The sequence below is a fragment of the Hominiventricola sp. genome (assembly GCF_057604405.1).
Window position 1 is genome coordinate 15,598 of record NZ_DBLYVB010000008.1, and the last position, 18,660, is coordinate 34,257.

General features: G+C 45.4%; 14 protein-coding genes. 12 read left to right on the top strand and 2 right to left on the bottom strand.

Annotation, left to right across the window (positions count from 1 at the left end; genetic code table 11):
* Positions 1-142 precede the first annotated feature (142 nt).
* From ACZMB2_RS06830 to ACZMB2_RS06845, 4 genes are all read left to right on the top strand, one after another.
* A complete protein-coding gene (locus tag ACZMB2_RS06830) occupies positions 143-1,492 on the top strand; it encodes an MATE family efflux transporter (protein WP_487596115.1) in 1,350 nt (449 codons plus the stop codon).
* Between the two features lie 111 nt (positions 1,493-1,603).
* The gene (locus ACZMB2_RS06835; protein WP_487596116.1) at positions 1,604-2,482 is read left to right on the top strand and encodes a DegV family protein; all 879 of its coding nucleotides are present in this window, start codon (positions 1,604-1,606) and stop codon (positions 2,480-2,482) included.
* Positions 2,483-2,492: 10 nt separating this feature from the next.
* Positions 2,493-3,128 (top strand): metal-dependent hydrolase, encoded by a 636-nt coding sequence (locus tag ACZMB2_RS06840; protein ID WP_487596117.1) that lies wholly within the window; start codon positions 2,493-2,495, stop codon positions 3,126-3,128.
* Positions 3,129-3,140: 12 nt separating this feature from the next.
* Entirely contained in the window at positions 3,141-4,154 is a 1,014-nt protein-coding gene (locus ACZMB2_RS06845) for a transglutaminase domain-containing protein (RefSeq protein ID WP_487596118.1), read from the top strand.
* Positions 4,155-4,162: 8 nt separating this feature from the next.
* Here ACZMB2_RS06845 and ACZMB2_RS06850 read toward each other — a convergent pair whose 3' ends face one another.
* A complete protein-coding gene (locus tag ACZMB2_RS06850; protein ID WP_487596119.1) occupies positions 4,163-5,749 on the bottom strand; it encodes a D-alanyl-D-alanine carboxypeptidase family protein in 1,587 nt (528 codons plus the stop codon).
* Positions 5,750-5,870: 121 nt separating this feature from the next.
* On the opposite strand from ACZMB2_RS06850, the gene ACZMB2_RS06855 reads away from it, so the two are divergent.
* The 7 genes from ACZMB2_RS06855 (at position 5,871) to ACZMB2_RS06885 (ending at position 16,098) form a co-directional block, all read left to right on the top strand.
* Positions 5,871-6,527 (top strand): HAD family hydrolase, encoded by a 657-nt coding sequence (locus tag ACZMB2_RS06855; RefSeq protein WP_487596120.1) that lies wholly within the window; start codon positions 5,871-5,873, stop codon positions 6,525-6,527.
* Positions 6,528-6,673: 146 nt separating this feature from the next.
* Positions 6,674-7,483, top strand: a complete 810-nt coding sequence (locus ACZMB2_RS06860) for a YkvI family membrane protein (protein ID WP_487596121.1) — start codon at positions 6,674-6,676, stop codon at positions 7,481-7,483.
* Positions 7,480-8,337 (top strand): aminotransferase class IV, encoded by an 858-nt coding sequence (locus ACZMB2_RS06865; RefSeq protein ID WP_487596122.1) that lies wholly within the window; start codon positions 7,480-7,482, stop codon positions 8,335-8,337. The genes ACZMB2_RS06860 and ACZMB2_RS06865 overlap by 4 nt, the downstream gene beginning before the upstream one ends.
* 406 nt (positions 8,338-8,743) lie before the next feature.
* Complete coding sequence (gene ileS, locus ACZMB2_RS06870; RefSeq protein WP_487596123.1) at positions 8,744-11,899, top strand: isoleucine--tRNA ligase; 3,156 nt, start codon at positions 8,744-8,746, stop codon at positions 11,897-11,899.
* A gap of 17 nt (positions 11,900-11,916) precedes the next feature.
* Positions 11,917-14,382, top strand: a complete 2,466-nt coding sequence (locus ACZMB2_RS06875) for a glycogen/starch/alpha-glucan phosphorylase (protein ID WP_487596195.1) — start codon at positions 11,917-11,919, stop codon at positions 14,380-14,382.
* A gap of 108 nt (positions 14,383-14,490) precedes the next feature.
* A complete protein-coding gene (locus tag ACZMB2_RS06880; protein WP_487596124.1) occupies positions 14,491-15,303 on the top strand; it encodes a hypothetical protein in 813 nt (270 codons plus the stop codon).
* A gap of 30 nt (positions 15,304-15,333) precedes the next feature.
* Positions 15,334-16,098: a peptidoglycan DD-metalloendopeptidase family protein gene (locus ACZMB2_RS06885; RefSeq protein ID WP_487596125.1), complete on the top strand. Its 765-nt coding sequence runs from the start codon at positions 15,334-15,336 to the stop codon at positions 16,096-16,098.
* Between the two features lie 113 nt (positions 16,099-16,211).
* Here ACZMB2_RS06885 and trhA read toward each other — a convergent pair whose 3' ends face one another.
* Positions 16,212-16,865 carry a PAQR family membrane homeostasis protein TrhA gene (gene trhA / locus ACZMB2_RS06890; RefSeq protein WP_487596126.1) on the bottom strand — a complete coding sequence of 218 codons (654 nt, stop codon included), beginning with the start codon at positions 16,863-16,865 and terminating at the stop codon, positions 16,212-16,214.
* Between the two features lie 116 nt (positions 16,866-16,981).
* Between trhA and ACZMB2_RS06895 the strand changes: the two genes are divergently transcribed.
* Positions 16,982-18,613, top strand: coding sequence for a DEAD/DEAH box helicase (locus tag ACZMB2_RS06895; RefSeq protein ID WP_487596127.1), 1,632 nt, complete (start codon positions 16,982-16,984; stop codon positions 18,611-18,613).
* Positions 18,614-18,660: the final 47 nt, after the last annotated feature.

The window sequence follows — 18,660 nt, forward strand, 5'->3', positions numbered from 1 at the left end:
GAATAATGTATCGATAGTATCATGCCAGAAGGAAAATGTATATTGCACCAATATAATTCCATAAATTTTATGCTTTGGTTGTTTTTTTCTCTAAAATTTGTATACTAAATATAGGAAAAATACAAGGCGAGGAAATAAAAGAGTGGAAGGAAATTTAACTAAGGGACCGATTTTAAAGACGTTGACGAAACTGGCGATACCGATTATGGCATCTTCTTTTCTGGCGACTTTATATAATATTACGGATATGGCGTGGATTGGGCTTCTGGGAGCAAAAGCGGTGGCCGGAATTGGTGTAGGCGGCATGTTCACCTGGCTTTCCCAGGGACTGGCATCATTGGCACGAATGGGCGGACAGGTACAGGTGGCGCAGCAAATTGGCCGTGGAGAACGGGATGAGGCACACAGATATGCCCAGGCAGCGGTGCAGATGTCGGCGTTGCTCGGCATTTTTTTTGCGATAGTTGTTCTAGTATTGATCAAACCGCTAATAGGATTTTTCAAGCTGGAGGATGCAGAGGCGTTGGCGGCAGCTTTTTCTTATACAAAGATTGCCTGCGGACTGATTGTGTTTTCTTTTTTGTCATTGACACTGACAGGACTCTATACGGCGCAGGGAGATTCTAAAACGCCTTTTGCAGCGAATCTCGTCGGTCTTGCGGCCAATATGATTCTGGATCCAGTGCTCATTTTGGGACCGGGTCCATTTCCCCGGCTGGGCGTAACGGGCGCAGCCATCGCAACTGTGACAGCGCAGTTCATTGTGATGAGTATTCTGGTTATGAGGATTCTCGTAACAAAAAAAGAAAATGTTTTAAAAGGAATTCAGCTGTTTGAAAAAATTCCACTAAAATATGCGCGTGGAATCTGTAAGATTGGAATTCCTACAGCGCTGCAGGGCATGGCGTATTGCATGATTTCCATGGTGCTGACGCGGATGGTATCCGGATTTGGTGCGGAAGCCATTGCTACTCAGCGAGTGGGTGGACAGATTGAGTCTGTTTCCTGGAATACGGCGGATGGATTCGGTGCGGCATTAAATGCATTTATCGGGCAGAACTATGGTGCGGGCAAGATGGATCGTGTAAAGAAAGGATACCAGGCATCCCTGTGGACGGTAGGTATCTGGGGATTGTTTATTACCTTTTTGTTTGTCTGCTTTCCGGAACCTATTTCCAGAGTGTTCTTTCATGAACCGCTGGCAATTGCTACATCGGTGGGGTATATGATTATTATCGGATTCAGTGAGGCTTTTATGAGTGTGGAACTGATGACCGTAGGAGCTTTGTCAGGATTGGGAAAAACTCATCTTTGCAGTGTGATTAGTATTACACTGACCAGTGCGAGAATCCCGCTGGCAATACTTCTGTCCGGTACGACACTGGGACTTCTTGGTATCTGGTGGGCACTGACTGCTACCTCTGTTGTTAAGGGAATTGTTTTTGTAATGACCTTTTACTGGATTATGGCGGCAATGAGAAATCACCGGTGATTATATGAATAAACAATTTCTCTTTGCTTTAATTCAAAAGCAGTTTATATTAAGAGTCTATAATTATTTATTTATCAATGTATATAAAATGCAATATGGTGGAGGAAACAAATGAAAAAAACTGGTATTGTAACAGACAGTCACAGCAGCATGAAACCGCAGGAAGCAGAAGCACTTGGAGTCATGCTTTTGCCCATGCCTTTTTATTTGGATGAAGTCTGCTATTATGAAGATGTGACAATTACAAGGGATGAGTTTTTCGAGAAGGTAAGAGGCGGCGCAAAGGTCAGCACCTCCCAGCCTACGCCGGATGCCGTATGCAAGCTCTGGGATCAGGCCCTTGAGCAGTTTGAGGAGATCGTCTATATTCCGCTGAGCAGCGCATTGAGCGGTGCATGCAGCACAGCAATGATGCTGGCAAAGGATGAACCTTATGAAGGAAAAGTATTTGTTGTAGACAATGGAAGAGTTTCTTCCACCCAGAAGCGTTCTGTTCTGGATGCGCTGGAGCTGGTAAAAGAAGGATATTCTGCGGCTCAGATCAAAGAAATGCTGGAAGCAGCCAGAGAGAGAAGTATGATTTATATCGGTGTGGAGACGCTGGAATTCTTAAAACGCGGCGGACGGATCAGCGCGGCGAGTGCAGCATTAGGAAGTGTACTTAACATTCGTCCGGTTCTTCGGTTCAGCACCGGTATGCTGGAGACTTACAAAAAGTGTCATGGTTTCCATCGGGCAAAAAAAGAAATGATTGATGCCATGAAGAATGAATTTGCTACGAATTTCAAAGAAGAATATGAAAAAGGCGAGGTGTATCTGCTGGCAGCCAGCAGTGCTTCCAAAGAAGCTTCTGATGAGTGGGTGAAAGAGATTCAGGAAGCGTTTCCGGGGATGGATGTGGTATGTGATGAACTGTCGTTGGGTGTCAGCTGCCATATTGGACCGGGTGGTCTTGGCATTGGTTGTTCCTGCAGACCGAAAAGGATTTAAGAAAAGGATTATGCTAGGAAGAACACACTTTTTTGTGGGAACTGCCTTGAGCCTGGCAGTCATGCAGCCCCAGTCCATGGCCTCGTTGGTAGCCGGAGTCGGTGCGGCAGCCATCGGCAGCATGATCAGTGATATTGATTCCGGTACGTCTCAGGCCCATCAGGAAGCGGATAAAATTATGGCTGCAGTGGTTGCCGTCTCTGCAGTTGTTATGATTCTGGATTATAAATTTCAAGTAGGAATCTATAACCGTCTTATGCGGGACAGCAGCATTGCAAGACTGATAACAGGAATCTTAGGATTTCTGGTGATCTGCCTCTATGGACGGGATACACCCCATCGGTCATTTATGCATTCGTTTCTGGCAGCAGGAATGCTGACCGCCTGTATGGATGTGATTTATCCCGATGCAGTCCCTTATTTTGCCGTGGGAATTTTATCCCACCTGGCGTTGGATCTTCTGAACCGGAGATCTGTCAAATTGTTCTGGCCCTGGAAAAAGGGATACTGCATGGGATTATGTTCTTCCCGAGGTTGGATTAATCATCTTTGTATGTTGGCAGGAATGGCAGTGCTGGCGCTGGATTTAATTTTATCCGCACCGGCAGTAAGACTGGCGGGACGGATTTTGAAGTTGTTTTCATAAAGGAAAATATAAATGGAACCTTATTACTATACAAAACTGAACAAACAGCAGCAGGCGGTTTATCATGCCATGCAGCAGTGCCTCATGAATCTAGCAGATGAGTGGCAGATGCCGCGGGTGAGCGGTGAGGAGCTTTACAATATTTTCTTTCAATTAAGGCTCGATCATCCGGAGATTTTCTGGGCAACGGGATTCAAGTACCGGTATTATGAGAATTCCGGGAATCTGATTTTCCTGCCGGAGTATTTGTTTGAAAAAGCGAAAATCCGGGAACATCAGAAAGCCATGATATCCCGTGTGGAGAAGCTGGTGCGTCCGGCGAAATCCATGTCAGAGCTGGAGAAGGAAAAGTATGTCCATGATTTTATCTGCCAGAATGTCCGGTATGACAAACTGAAGAAGTCCTATTCTCATGAAATTATCGGACCATTGGGACAGGGGGTCGGTGTCTGTGAGGGAATTGCAAAATCTGTAAAGATGCTTCTGGATGCGCTGGGCGTCTGGAACGTTATTGCGATCTGTGGCAATAACCCGGAGAAGGGCATTAAATATCGTCACACCTGGAATATTGTGAAGATCGGCGGAAGTTGTTATCATCTGGATGTGACCTTTGATAACAGTCTTGGAGACGAAGAAATTCGATATGATTACTTCAACCTGGATGATAAAAATATTTTCCGGGATCATGAACCGCTGATTGCACCGGCACCATCCTGCACAGATGGCGGTCATTTTTATTATAAAGAGAAGAAATGGTCATTCACGAAGGTGGAAGATGTGTATAAACGTTCCCTGCAGGCGGCAAAGAAGGGGAAAACTCTGGATTTTCATTGGCGGGGTGGTTATTTGACGAAGGAAGTGCTGAAGGAATTGTTAGATGAGATCCATAAGGCAGGAGAAGAACGTCAGAAAAAAGCAATCGTGAACCTCAACTGGCCACAGGCAGTACTTCGCGTGAGGTATGCTGATGGAGCGGTCTCAGAAGAGGTCCACGTACAAGAAGCAAATGAAGGAGAGCGGGAATGACCGCTCTTCTATTTAAATTTTTTAAAGAAATTGTTTTTCCATCGTTTTCTGCTCTTATATCGTTTCCGGTTTTTATTGGAGAAAGAGTTGCGGTCTGCTCTCTTTCTCCATTTTGTCAGAAAATCAAAATGGATAGAATAATCCTTCGAAATCTTTTTCCAAAGTAAAATAAGGACTAATACAACGATAATTGCAGCAACCCCATACAGGATCAGACGGAGATTAATTTTGATAATCTTTTTTTGAGAATTGTCCTGCGGGGAATTCTGTTCAGTTCCTTCTTCACTGGAGGTTTCCGTGTTAGAGAAGGGGAAGGTCTGCGCGTTGGTATTTTCTGTCATATAAAGATTGGTGGAACCGATGGCCTGACCTGCGTAGGTATAACTTAACGTGGCAATCACATCAGAGTTATCACCGGAGTCGTTAAAGTTCAGGTTTGGTGAAGCATCGGAGAAAGATGCAGTCACTGGAAGAACCACATAGCCGTTCGTATCCATCTGAATCATTGGCGTAGAATCACCGAATAAAGCGTTGCCGGCATCAAACAGCTGATTTTGTCCCAGGGTAAAGTTGCTTTCATTTTCAGAAATATTTATTTTCTGGAAGTTTTCGGTCGCGTAGTTCAGAAGGTTCTGGGTATCAGGATAAATGGGGACGCCTTTTTCAGCGGTGCCCTGACTCTTCATAGTGACTACCACCAGATCCATGCCGTTACGGGTGGCGCAGGTGACAAGGGTATTCAGAGCAGCAGTGGTATATCCGGTCTTTCCGGCGAAGACGGTTGGATCCAGATATTTGGACGTCTTATATCCGGAGATCATGTAGTGATGGTTATTCATCAACAGTTCTTCGGATTTTTTGTTAGTGGCACGTAAAATATAGCGGGAGGTGCCGCTGATTTTGCGGAATTCTTCGTGTTTTGTGGCCTCGCTGGTGATGAGTGCCATATCGTGGGCACTGGTATAGTGTTCTTCGTTGGGAAGACCGCTGGGATTAGCGAAATGGGTATTGGTGCATCCCAGTTCCGCAGCCCGCTGATTCATGAGATTTGCGAATTCTTCTGTGGAACCGGAAATGTGTTCCGCAATAGCGTTGGCGCATTCGTTGGCGGATTCCAGCATAATGGCATAAAGACATTCTTCTACGGTGAGAACCTCTCCCTCATCACGGGCGATGCTGCTGCTTCCATAATCAATGGAATAAACGGCATTGTGGGAGAAGGTGACTTCCTCGTCCATCTGGCAGTTTTCTAGGGCCAGAAGCACCGTCATAATCTTGGTGATACTGGCGGGATAATGCTGCTCATCAATGCCTTTTGCATAGAGAATGGTTCCGGTGGATGCCTCCATGACAATGGCAGATTCGGCGTAGACCTGGGGACCCGCCGGCCAGTTTTCCCAGGAGTTGGATTCAATCTCTTTGTTATAACGTGCATCAACCTCTGCCTGAAGAGCAGCTGCGGCTGCCTGTTCGGCAGCTTTCTGTGCACTGGATTTGGAGGATTTGGTGCGCGCCTGGACAGGCATGGAAAAAACGGTGCTCACGCAGAGAACGGAGACCAGAACTATATGTTTACATCTATTAAAAAAATTCATATTGTACCTCTTTAGAAAATCCGTTATAATTAACCATTATAGAGGATTCCGGTTAGCCATGCAAGGGAGCCGGGGAAAAGTTCACAATCTTAAACAAGAATTAAGAAACACAGGAGCAATTATGAAAAATCATATTATTTTTGACATGGATGGAGTCATCATTGATTCTGAACCGGAGTATCAGAAACGAACTAAAAAATTTATGGCGCGGAACGGTCTTCTCATTTCCGATGAGCTGTGTATCAAGACCTGCGGTTCTAACCGGAAAGATACCTATGAGCTGTTTCGAAAATATGTGCCGGGATTTAATATGAGTTGTGAGGAATATTATGAAGGGTGTAATCAGGTAAATATTGATTACCCGCTGGATTTGAAGGCCATTGTAAATGAAGATATTTATCCGCTCATGGAAAAATTAAAAGCAAATGGGTTTCACATTGGAATGGCATCCTCCTCACCGCGTGATAAGATTCTTCAGAATCTGGATGCGCTGGGCCTCACTGATTATTTTGAAATTATTGTGAGCGGACTGGACTTCAAGCACAGCAAGCCGGATCCGGAAATTTATTTTTATACGATGGAAAAAATGGGTGTAAAACCGGAGGATTGTTATGTAGTGGAGGATTCTACCTTTGGCCTGCAGGCAGCAGAGAGGGCAGGTGCAGTTGTCATCTGCAAGAGGGATGACCGCCTGGGTTATGACCAGTCCGGTGCGGATTATTACATTGACCGTCTGGCAGAGATTGCAGATATCTGTTTTTCCGAAGAAAATAAATAGACAGAAAAAATCACGGAAAAGCATAAAAATAATTGACAAAATAAGAAAACAGGGAATATAATTGGCTCAATCAAAAAAGAGCAGACAATGAAGTCAAAAAATTCATTGTCTGCTCTTTTTTACTATTGTTGGAAGAGACGACGGGTTTGAATTACTGGTTTGGTGTTGTGATACTGGTAGCAATTACCGGCGGTTTGATGTTCTTTGGTGATGCGCTGATTGAACGTTTTGAAACCTGGGGAACTGTTCTTCTCTATGTTGGCTACATTGTGTTCAGCGGCATGGTAATTATGAATGGTCATGAAAACATCTCCAGAGTAATGACAACCTCTGATATGAGTTATAGTGGTGAAACAGGTATTCTTCCGGTTCTTTGGATTGGTGTTATTTATGTTGCATATAATCTTTGCGTTTATCCGGCATCCATGTTCTCCCTGAAGAGACAGGAATCCAGAAAACAGTGTGTGATCAGTGGTTTACTGGCAGGCTTATTGATGACCATTCCGTGGTTTTTGACTTATTTCTCTCTGATGAGCTTTTATCCGAGTGAGGAAGTACTTGGTGCACAGATCCCGTGGCTTGTCATGATGAACAGCATCGGTGCTCCGGCAATCTGTACAGTTGTATTTGGTGTAGTTATGGGATGGACTCTTATTGAAACCTCAACTGGTGTGATCCACGCACTGCTTGGCCGGATCAATGTAGAGATTACCGGATTAAATAAGAAAGAACTCAGCAGAAAAAAACAGGCGATCGTAACAGTTGTTATTCTGGTATCTGCCTGCCTGATGTCCAAATTTGGAATTATTGCACTGATTGAAAAAGGATACACGGCTATTTCTTATGCATTTATGGTTCTGTATCTGGTGCCGATTCTTACAATCGGTGTGTATAAAATACTGAAGAAAGAGCCGATTCTTAAAGCAGTACCGGCTGTAGAGGAAGTAGGAGCATGAAAGAAGTTGGATATTACAATGGAACGATAGGACCTTTAAGTGAAATTAACTGTCCGATTCTCGACAGAGCCGTATATTTTGGTGATGGCTGTTATGATGCTACTTATGTACAGAACGGAGTTATTTTTGCACTGGAAGATCATTTTGACCGATTTTATAACAGCTGCAGACTTCTTCGTATTCCAATCCAGTACAGCAGAGAAGAATTGGAGAAGATTCTGTATAGCCTGGTAGCGGCTTATGATGGAAATGACGGAAAAGGAATCCTTTATTGGCAGACTTCCAGAGGCACAGCACTTCGGAATCATCTCTTCCCTGATGAAACCGAGGTGAAACCGAACCTGATGGCATTTTTGATGCCAATGGATCTGTCTCCGAAGGAGAAGGAATTCCATACCATTACACTGGAAGACACCAGATTTCTTCATTGTAATATTAAGACCTTGAATCTGATTCCCAGTGTTATTGCCAACCAGAAGGCAAAAGAGGCAGGCTGTCAGGAAGTTATTTTTCACAGAGGTGACCGGGTAACAGAGATGGCACATTCCAATGTGTCCTTCTTGATTGACGGAACGCTTGTATATCATCCATTTGATAACAAGGTTCTACCGGGAATTGCCATTAAGCATCTGATTAAGACTGCAGAAAAACTGGGAATACCGACCAGAGCAGAAGAAATTACGGTCACAGAGGCAATGAATGCTGACGAACTGATCATTACCAGTTCAGGAACTCTCTGCAACCGGATTACGGAAGTAGACAAGATTCCGGTAGGAGGCAAAGCTGATGAACTGTTCCATAAACTTCAGGATGCTGCCTGGGATGAATTTATGGTTTATACAAAGCAGAAATAGCAGCGAAAGCCTTGACAAATCTCTTCAGCCACCTTTATAATGTTTTCTGTGTAAAAGGCTGTGACGAAGACAGTAGAAACTTCTGGAAATGCTCAGCGAACCGGGGAAGGTGTGAGCCCGGTGAAAGTACAGGATTTTTCGAAAATCACTTCTGAGCCTCGGGCTGAAAAGTTTCTATATTATATAAAGAAAGGTAAGCCTCGACGGATGTCCCTCCGTTACAGGGAACGCATATGATGGTATGTTGTAAGAGGTGGTTAATAAACGGGCTATAAAGCTCCGTCCTGTTGCAGACAGGGTGGAGCTTTTTTGTTTTTATTCGGAGCAAAAGAAAAGCCTCGTAGAGGCGGTTTTGCGAATTGCTTTGAATAGTTCACTGGCTTAGGAATAAGGAGGTTTGAAGAACATGTACAGCAAAGTAAACACCGACATGAACTTTGTGGAACGAGAAAAAGAAGTAGAACAGTTCTGGAAAGAAGACAACACATTTAAAAAGAGTATGGAGCAGAGAGAAGGATGCCCGACGTATACCTTCTATGATGGTCCGCCTACCGCAAACGGTAAGCCGCACATCGGACACGTGCTTACCCGTGTTATCAAGGATATGATTCCGAGATACCGTACTATGAAAGGTTACTATGTACCGAGAAAAGCAGGGTGGGATACCCATGGACTGCCGGTAGAGCTGGAAGTAGAGAAACTTCTGGGACTGGATGGAAAAGAACAGATCGAGCAGTATGGTCTGGCTCCGTTCATCACCAAATGTAAGGAGAGTGTCTGGAAATACAAAGGAATGTGGGAAGATTTCTCCGGTACCGTTGGTTTCTGGGCTGATATGGATAACCCGTACGTTACTTATGACGATAACTTTATCGAGTCCGAGTGGTGGGCACTGAAAAGCATCTGGGATAAGGGACTTCTTTATAAAGGATTCAAGATCGTTCCTTACTGCCCGCGCTGCGGCACCCCTCTTTCTTCTCATGAGGTTGCTCAGGGATATAAAGCAGTAAAAGAGCGCTCTGCAATTGTTCGTTTTAAAGTAGTTGGAGAAGACGCTTATTTCCTGGCATGGACCACTACACCGTGGACACTGCCGTCCAATACCTGTCTCTGTGTAAACCCGGATGAAACTTACTGCAAGGTAAAAGCAGCAGACGGATATACTTATTATATGGCAGAAGCTCTGCTTGATAAGGTTCTTGGAAAACTGGCAGAAGATGGAAAAGCTGCTTATGAAGTTCTGGAAACCTATAAAGGAAAAGACCTGGAATACAAAGAGTATGAGCCGTTATATGCATGTGCAAAAGAGACTGCTGAGAAACAGCACAAGAAAGCTCATTTTGTTACCTGCGATAATTATGTTACCATGACAGATGGTACAGGTATTGTTCATATTGCTCCGGCATTTGGTGAAGACGATGCTCGTGTAGGACGTAAATATGATCTGCCCTTCCTTCAGTTTGTAGATGAAAAGGGTAACATGACAAAGGAAACTCCGTTTGCAGGACTGTTTGTAAAAAAAGCAGATCCGGAAGTATTAAAGGATCTGGATGCAAGAGGTCTCCTGTTTGATGCACCGAAATTTGAGCATGATTACCCGTTCTGCTGGAGATGCGATACTCCGCTGATCTACTATGCACGTGAGTCCTGGTTTATCAAAATGACAGCAGTACGTGATGATCTGGTACGTAATAATAATACGGTAAACTGGATTCCCCAGAGCATTGGTAAAGGACGTTTCGGAAACTGGCTGGAGAATATTCAGGACTGGGGCGTATCCCGTAACCGTTACTGGGGAACTCCGCTGAATATCTGGGAGTGTGAAGAATGCGGACATCAGGAAGCAATCGGTTCCCGTCAGCAGTTAAAAGAGATGAGCGGAAATGAGAAAGCTCTGACTGTAGAGCTGCATCGTCCGTATATCGACGAGATTACCTGCACCTGCCCGAAATGCGGCAAGACCATGAAGAGAGTGCCGGAAGTTATCGACTGCTGGTTTGACTCAGGAGCAATGCCCTTTGCTCAGCATCATTATCCTTTTGAGAATAAGGATCTGTTTGAGCAGCAGTTCCCTGCTCAGTTCATTTCCGAGGCAGTAGACCAGACCCGTGGATGGTTCTATTCCCTGATGGCAGAGTCTACCCTGCTGTTCAACAGAAGTCCGTATGAGAATGTTATCGTGCTTGGACATGTACAGGATGAGAACGGCCAGAAGATGAGCAAATCCAAAGGAAATGCCGTTGACCCATTTGATGCGCTTAAGACCTACGGAGCAGATGCAATCCGCTGGTACTTCTATATCAACAGTGCACCGTGGCTGCCGAACCGCTTCCATGGCAAGGCTGTACAGGAAGGCCAGAGAAAATTCATGGGTACTCTGTGGAATACCTATGCATTCTTTGTACTGTATGCGAATATTGATAATTTTGACGCAAGTAAATATACATTAGATGAGAAGACCCTCACCGTTATGGACCGCTGGATCTTATCCAAATTGAACTCTACCGTAGGAGCAGTTGACGATAACCTGGCAAATTACCGGATTCCGGAAGCTGCAAAGGCTCTGCAGGAGTTCGTTGATGACTTAAGTAACTGGTATGTAAGAAGAAGCCGTGAGCGTTTCTGGGCAAAAGGAATGGAGCAGGATAAGATCAATGCTTACATGACCCTTTATACAGCACTGGTAACCATCAGTAAGGCAGCAGCTCCGATGATCCCGTTCATGACCGAGGAGATCTACCGCAATCTGGTATGCAGCGTTGACAAGAATGCACCGGAGAGCGTACATCTCTGCGATTTCCCGAAGGTAGACGAGAACCTGATCGACAAAGAGCTGGAAGCTTCCATGGAAGAAGTTCTGGACATCGTCGTTATGGGACGTGCCGCAAGAAATACGGCTAATATCAAAAACCGTCAGCCGATCGGAACCATGTATGTACGTGCTGAGCGTCCGCTGGATGATATGTTTAAAGCTGTTGTTGCAGATGAGCTGAACGTGAAGAATGTCGAGTTCAAAGATGACTTAAGTGATTTCACCAGCTATACCTTCAAACCGCAGCTGAAGACGGTAGGTCCGAAGTATGGAAAACTGCTGAATGGAATCCGTACACATCTCGCTGAATTAAACGGCCGTGAAGCAATGAAAGAACTGGAAAATACTGGAAGCCTGTCATTTGACATTGACGGACAGAACGTGGTATTATCAAAAGAGGATTTGCTCATTGATACTGCACAGATGGAAGGTTATGTAACCGAGGAAGACAACATGGTTACCGTTGTTCTGGATACCAATCTGAGCCAGGAGCTGGTTGAGGAAGGCTTTGTCCGCGAGATTATCAGTAAAGTACAGACCATGCGTAAGGAAGCTGGCTTTGAGGTAATGGATAAGATCGTGGTATACAGCGCAGGAAATAAGAAGCTGGAAGATCTGATGAAGACCTACAGAGACGAAATTCTTGGCGATGTTATGGCTGTCGATGTCCGTTTCGATGAGATGAAAGGATATACCAAAGAGTGGAATATCAACGGAGAATCCGTAACGCTTGGAGTTGAAAAGCAGTAAATTTAAGGAGGCATATGATGGCCAAAAGACCTTTTAACAAAGAATTCTTTATTAGAAGTGTAAAATACAATGTGCGTACATTGTTTCGTAAGGAGATTGAAGAAGCAACCGAACAGCAGATTTTCCAGGCAGTGGGATATGCTGTAAAGGATGCAATCATGGATGCATGGATCGCAACCCAGAAGGAATATGAGAAAACTGATCCGAAGATTGTGTACTACATGTCCATGGAGTTCCTTATGGGACGTGCGCTTGGCAACAACCTGATTAACCTGACTTTCTACGATGAGGTGAAGGAAGCACTGGAGGAGATCGGGCTGGATCTCAATACCATCGAGGATCAGGAGCCGGATGCAGCTCTTGGTAATGGTGGTCTGGGACGTCTGGCAGCCTGCTTCCTGGATTCTCTGGCAACCCTTGGATACGCAGCCTATGGCTGCGGTATCCGTTACCGCTACGGTATGTTCAAACAGCAGATCGTAGACGGATACCAGGTAGAAGTTCCAGATATGTGGCTGAAGAATGGCAACCCGTTTGAACTGCGTCGTCCGGAGTATGCAAAGACCGTTAAATTCGGCGGATATGTACGTATCGAGAATCAGAACGGTAAGAACGTATTTATTCAGGAGGGATATCAGTCCGTACTGGCTGTACCGGTAGACCTTCCGATCGTTGGTTACGGTAATAACGTCATCAATACCTTACGTATCTGGGATGCAGAGGCAGTAAACTCCTTCGAGCTTGACCGTTTTGACAAGGGTGAGTATGAGAAGGCAGTTGAGCAGGAGAACCTGGCCCGCAACCTGGTAGAAGTACTTTATCCGAATGACAACCATATGGCAGGTAAAGAGCTGCGTCTGAAACAGCAGTATTTCTTCGTATCCGCCAGCGTACAGGAAGCAGTTGCAAAATATAAGAAGAACCACAGCGATATCCGCAAGTTCTATGAGAAAGCTTCCTTCCAGCTGAACGATACCCATCCGACCGTGGCAGTTGCAGAGCTGATGCGTGTGCTGATGGATGAGGAAGGACTGGAATGGGATGAGGCTTGGGATGTAACCACCAAAACCTGTGCATATACCAACCATACGATTATGGCTGAGGCATTGGAAAAATGGCCCATCGAGCTGTTCTCCAGACTGCTTCCGCGTATTTATCAGATCGTAGAGGAGATCAACCGTAGATTTATCATTGAGATTCAGAAACAGTACCCGAACAACTATGAGAAGGTTAAGAAAATGGCCATTATCATGGACGGTCAGGTAAAGATGGCCCATCTGGCAATCGTAGCTGGTTTCTCCGTAAATGGTGTGGCAAAACTTCATACTGAGATTCTGAAGAAGAGAGAGCTGAAGGATTTCTACGAGATGATGCCGCAGAAATTCAATAATAAGACCAACGGTATTACCCAGAGACGTTTCCTGCTTCATGGAAACCCGCTCCTCGCAAAATGGGTAACCGATCATGTAGGAGACGAGTGGATCACCGATCTTCCGAAGATCAAAGAGTTGGAGCTCTATGTGGATGATGAGAAAGCACAGCATGAGTTCATGAATATCAAATATCAGAACAAAGTGCGTCTCGCAAAATACATCAAAGAGCACAATGGTATTGATGTGGATCCGCGTTCCATCTTCGACGTACAGGTGAAGAGACTTCACGAGTACAAGAGACAGCTCATGAACATCCTTCATGTAATGTATCTGTACAATAAGATTAAAGAGCATCCGGAAATGGATTTCTATCCGAGAACCTTTATTTTCGGTGCGAAAGCGGCAGCTGGCTACATGAGAGCTAAACTGACCATCAAACTGATCAACTCCGTAGCAGATATAGTTAACAATGACGAGTCTATCAACGGAAAACTGAAAGTTGTCTTTATTGAGGATTACAGAGTATCCAACGCAGAGTGGATCTTTGCAGCAGCTGATGTATCCGAGCAGATCTCCACTGCTTCCAAAGAGGCTTCCGGAACTGGTAACATGAAGTTCATGCTGAACGGTGCCCTGACTCTGGGAACCATGGATGGAGCAAACGTAGAGATCGTAGAGGAAGTTGGCGAGGAGAACGCATTTATCTTCGGTATGAGTGCAGATGAAGTCATCGATCTGGAGAGCAAAGGTGGTTATGATCCATCTCAGCTGTTCAACACCGATCAGGATATCCGTCACGTACTGATGCAGCTGATCAACGGTGAGTATTCACCGAATGATCCGGAGCGTTTCCGCGAGCTGTATAATGCCCTTCTGATTGACGGCGGTTATAACCGTCCGGATCCCTACTTCATTCTGAAAGACTTCCGGTCTTATGCAGAGGCGCAGGAGCGCGTAGAAGCTGCATACAAGGATGAAAAGGGATGGGCAAGAAAGGCTATGCTCAATGTGGCACATGCCGGTAAATTCACTTCTGACCGTACTATCCAGGAATATGTGGATGATATTTGGAAGCTTGACAAAGTAACTGTTAAGTTGGAAGAAGCATAAATAATAAAAAAATGGGGCTGTGCAGCTTCGACTGTACAGCCCTTTTGCTGTGTCTTGTGGACCGATAAAAATTTGTATAGGCTGCATGGTTTTGTCATAGAATAGACCATGAAAAATACAATGAAAAATGTACTGGTCATATGCTTTTTGATTTTATTTCTTCCTTATGTCATCACGCTGCTGCTCTCCGGACGACAGGGAGTTGGAAGGCAGGAGAAGCTTCCGGAACGGGAGTATGAGGTTTTGGAGATGATGCTTTCAGAGGATTTATCCTGGATGGATGCATCAACACTTCGGCTGTTGGCGGTACTGAAGCGGACGGAGGTAGTCCGGCAGCAGGAATCGGGAGTCTCTATAGTACAGGATTTGCCGAAACTATACGGAGGACTTTATAGCCGGGTGTATGAGGCTGTGGAAGAGACAGAAGGACAGGTTGTTACCATTAATGGAGAATTCCGGGAACTTCCTTATCATGGCATCAGCAGCGGGCATACCAGGGATGGAAAACTTCTGGGAGAAGAATATTTTTACATAAAGGCAGTGGATTGCCCGCTGGACTCAGAAGCAGAAGAGTATCTGCAGTTCTTTTATATGGATAAAGAGGAATTTTATAAGAGGCTGGGATATCCGGAACTGAAAATCCTGCCGACAGCAGAACGGGATGAGGCGGATTATGTGAATCGGCTCATTTTGGGAGATGCTATCCTGCAGGGTGAAAAGGCAAGAGAGCTTCTGCATCTGCCATCCAGCTGCTTCTTTTTAGAGGAAGACGGGAAAAGAATCCGGATTACGGTAAAGGGAAGTGGTCATGGCTTTGGCATCAGCCTCTATACGGCAGGGCGCATGATGGAGGATGGTGCAGATATGAAAGAGATTTTTCAACAATTCTATGAGGATGCGGAGTGTATAACACTGCCCTGATCTGGTAAAAATATGGTCAGAGGTGATGTGATGCATAGAAAGCAAAAAGGATTTATGATTGCCTTGTGCCTCTGTCTGTTATCTCTGTCCGGCATTTTTGGAATGTACCGCTACCGAAACAGCCAGAATCATTTACCGGAAACTCCGGTAAAACAGGAGGTCGCAGAACAGGAACCGACGGAAGAACCGGAGAAAGAGGCAGCAAGTTCCAAAGGAACCATTGCAAAGGCAGGAACGGAAGAAAAAGAGAAAGACGAAGCCAAAATTGAAACCGAAGAAGACATCAACAAAATAGGGGAAGCGGAACTGGCGCAGACGGAAGAGGCAGTGCCGGAAGAACAGCCGAAAAAACAGGCAGATGCACCGGCATCCCTGCTAAGCTTTGCGGATAACAGCAAGCTCATGTGGCCGGTAGATGGAAATGTGATTTTGAATTACAGCATGGATAAAAGTATTTACTTTGAGACTCTGAATCAGTATAAGTACCATCCTGCCATTGTGATCGGTGCGGAGGAAGGAACGGAAGTCTGGTGTGCAGCCAGAGGAGAGGTATCAGATATCAGAGTGGATGAGGAGACGGGAACAACCCTGACCATGGCATTGGGAAGCGGCTATGAAGCGGTCTACGGACAGTTGAAGGAGCTGGCGGTTAAGGAAGGTGATATGGTGGATGCAGGAGCATTGATCGGATATGTAAGTGAACCGACCAAATATTATACCGTGGAAGGGAGCAACCTGTACTTCCAGCTGTTGAAAGATGGAAATCCAGTGGATCCGATGAGCTATCTTGAATGATACCTTACGGATTGCTCCGTGCTATGCACTCTCGCAATTCTGCAGGGTCAGTAAGCTATAAAACCACGTATGTGCGAGCACATCGTGGTTTATGGCTTTTGACCCTGGTATCATTACATGAGCGCAATATAGAACATCGTTACATAATGGCACAAGCTTCCGGCCATGACAAACACGTGGAAGATCTCATGAGATCCAAAGAACTGGTGTCTGGAATTGAAGATCGGAAGTTTCAATGCGTAAATAATTCCGCCGATGGTGTAGATGACACCGCCTGCAACCAGCCACACAAAGGCTGCTTTGGGGAGGGACTGTACCAGCGGTACCATGGCCAGGACACAGAGCCAGCCCATGGAAATATAAATCATGGAGGAGAACCATTTCGGGCAGGTGATCCAGAATGCTTTGATCAGCATGCCGATGATGGCAGTGCCCCATACCAGAGCCAGAAGCGGATAGCCGACGGTATTCCGAAGAGGAATGACACAGATAGGAGTGTAGCTTCCGGCAATGAGGATAAAAATCATCATATGGTCTATTTTCCGAAGGATTCGATTGACCTTTTCGGAAATATTAAAGGTATGGTAGGTAGTGCTGGCACCATAGAGCAGGATCATACTGCATGCAAAAATGGCAAAAGCAAGGACCGCATTTTGTCCATCGCGGGAAGCTGCAAGTGCCAGAAGCGGCACGGATGCCAGGATGGCTAAAAGCATTCCGATAAAATGAGTAAGGGCGCTGCCCGGATCTTTAATAGTGAGTGACATAAGAAAACCTCCTTTATTATTAGTTAGTCTATATCATGTAGTATTGAATACTATGTGTTGATTTATTCATATTATATACCATTCAAAGAAAAAAGCAAGAGGAGTTTTATAAAAGTATGGAAAAAATGAAATTTGAGGAACTTGACATCCGGCCGGAGATTTTCCGGGCGGTGCAGGATATGGGATTTGAAGAGGCAACCCCTATTCAGGCTCAGGCAATTCCGGTGGTTATGACCGGTGTGGATATGATCGGGCAGGCCCAGACCGGAACTGGTAAGACAGCAGCATTTGGAATTCCGCTGTTGCAGAAGGTAGATCCGGAAAACAGAAAAGTACAGGCACTGGTATTGTGTCCTACCAGAGAACTGGCCATTCAGGTGGCGGAAGAGCTGAGAAATCTGGCAAAATATATGCATGGAGTAAAAGTGCTTCCGATCTATGGTGGACAGGATATGAGCCGTCAGATCCGTTCTCTGAAGGGCGGCGTGCAGATTATCATTGGTACGCCGGGACGCGTCATGGATCATATGCGCCGTCATACGATCCGTCTTAACGATCTTCACACGGTAGTGCTGGACGAGGCAGATGAAATGCTGAACATGGGATTCCGGGAAGATATCGAGACCATTCTCAAGGATACACCGGAGGAACGTCAGACAGTTCTGTTCTCTGCAACCATGCCGCAGGCAATTATGGAGATTGCAGCAACTTATCAGAAGGATGCACAGCTGGTAAAAGTCACCAGAAAAGAACTGACGGTGCCGAATATCGAGCAGTATTACTATGAAGTCCGTACGAAAAATAAAGACGAGGTACTGTGTCGCCTTCTGGATCTCTATGCGCCGCGGCTGTCCCTGGTGTTCTGTAATACCAAGAAAAAAGTAGATGAGCTGGTGCTGGAGCTGCAGAATCGCGGTTACTTTGCAGAAGGATTGCACGGAGACTTAAAGCAGATGCAGCGTGACCGTGTCATGCAGGGGTTCCGGGAAGGCAGCACGGATATTCTGGTGGCAACGGATGTAGCAGCCAGAGGAATCGATGTGGATGATGTGGAGGCAGTTTTCAATTATGACCTCCCCCAGGATGACGAATATTATGTGCACCGTATTGGAAGAACCGGACGTGCAGGAAGAACCGGTAAGGCATTTACCTTTATTGTAGGAAAGGAAGCGTATAAGCTTCGGGATATTGAACGTTACTGCAAGACCAAAATGAAAGCACAGCGGATTCCGTCTTTGGGCGATGTGGCAAATGTGCGGGTGGAAAATGTATTCCGCAAGCTGGAGAAGACCATTGAAGAAGAAGATCTGACCTTGAGTGTGCAGGCAATTCAGGAATATCTGGATAAAAATGAAGCGACTGCCATGGATCTGGCAGCTGCATTCTTAAAGATGGAACTGGGTGATGCCCTGGGAGAGCAGCAGGACGACCTGGCACAGGAACAGTACATGTGGGAATCCGAGGCCAAAGGAAAGGGCAAGGGAAAAGGCAGACGGAAAGACGACAAAGATATGGTACGTCTCTTCCTGAATGTAGGAAAGAAACAGAAATTAAAACCAGGTGATATTCTGGGAGCCATCGCAGGAGAGAGCGGACTTCCGGGAAGAGCGGTAGGCAGTATTGACATGTATGATAAATATACCTTTGTGGACGTACCCTCCAAGTATTACAAACAGGTGATCAAGAGCATGAAGCATGCGAAGATCAAAGGCAACCGTGTAAATGTAGAAAAAGCAGAATCCAAGTAAAACAAAAGGGACATCGTGATCGCGATGTCCCTTTTTTCGATATAAAA

Coding starts and splice junctions, on each gene's coding strand:
- ACZMB2_RS06835 (WP_487596116.1), top strand. CDS start 1,604: ATGAAAAAAACTGGTATTGTAACAGACAGTCACAGCAGCATGAAACCG.
- ACZMB2_RS06840 (WP_487596117.1), top strand. CDS start 2,493: ATGCTAGGAAGAACACACTTTTTTGTGGGAACTGCCTTGAGCCTGGCA.
- ACZMB2_RS06845 (WP_487596118.1), top strand. CDS start 3,141: ATGGAACCTTATTACTATACAAAACTGAACAAACAGCAGCAGGCGGTT.
- ACZMB2_RS06850 (WP_487596119.1), bottom strand. CDS start 5,749: ATGAATTTTTTTAATAGATGTAAACATATAGTTCTGGTCTCCGTTCTC.
- ACZMB2_RS06855 (WP_487596120.1), top strand. CDS start 5,871: ATGAAAAATCATATTATTTTTGACATGGATGGAGTCATCATTGATTCT.
- ACZMB2_RS06865 (WP_487596122.1), top strand. CDS start 7,480: ATGAAAGAAGTTGGATATTACAATGGAACGATAGGACCTTTAAGTGAA.
- ileS (WP_487596123.1), top strand. CDS start 8,744: ATGTACAGCAAAGTAAACACCGACATGAACTTTGTGGAACGAGAAAAA.
- ACZMB2_RS06875 (WP_487596195.1), top strand. CDS start 11,917: ATGGCCAAAAGACCTTTTAACAAAGAATTCTTTATTAGAAGTGTAAAA.
- ACZMB2_RS06880 (WP_487596124.1), top strand. CDS start 14,491: ATGAAAAATACAATGAAAAATGTACTGGTCATATGCTTTTTGATTTTA.
- ACZMB2_RS06885 (WP_487596125.1), top strand. CDS start 15,334: ATGCATAGAAAGCAAAAAGGATTTATGATTGCCTTGTGCCTCTGTCTG.
- trhA (WP_487596126.1), bottom strand. CDS start 16,865: ATGTCACTCACTATTAAAGATCCGGGCAGCGCCCTTACTCATTTTATC.
- ACZMB2_RS06895 (WP_487596127.1), top strand. CDS start 16,982: ATGGAAAAAATGAAATTTGAGGAACTTGACATCCGGCCGGAGATTTTC.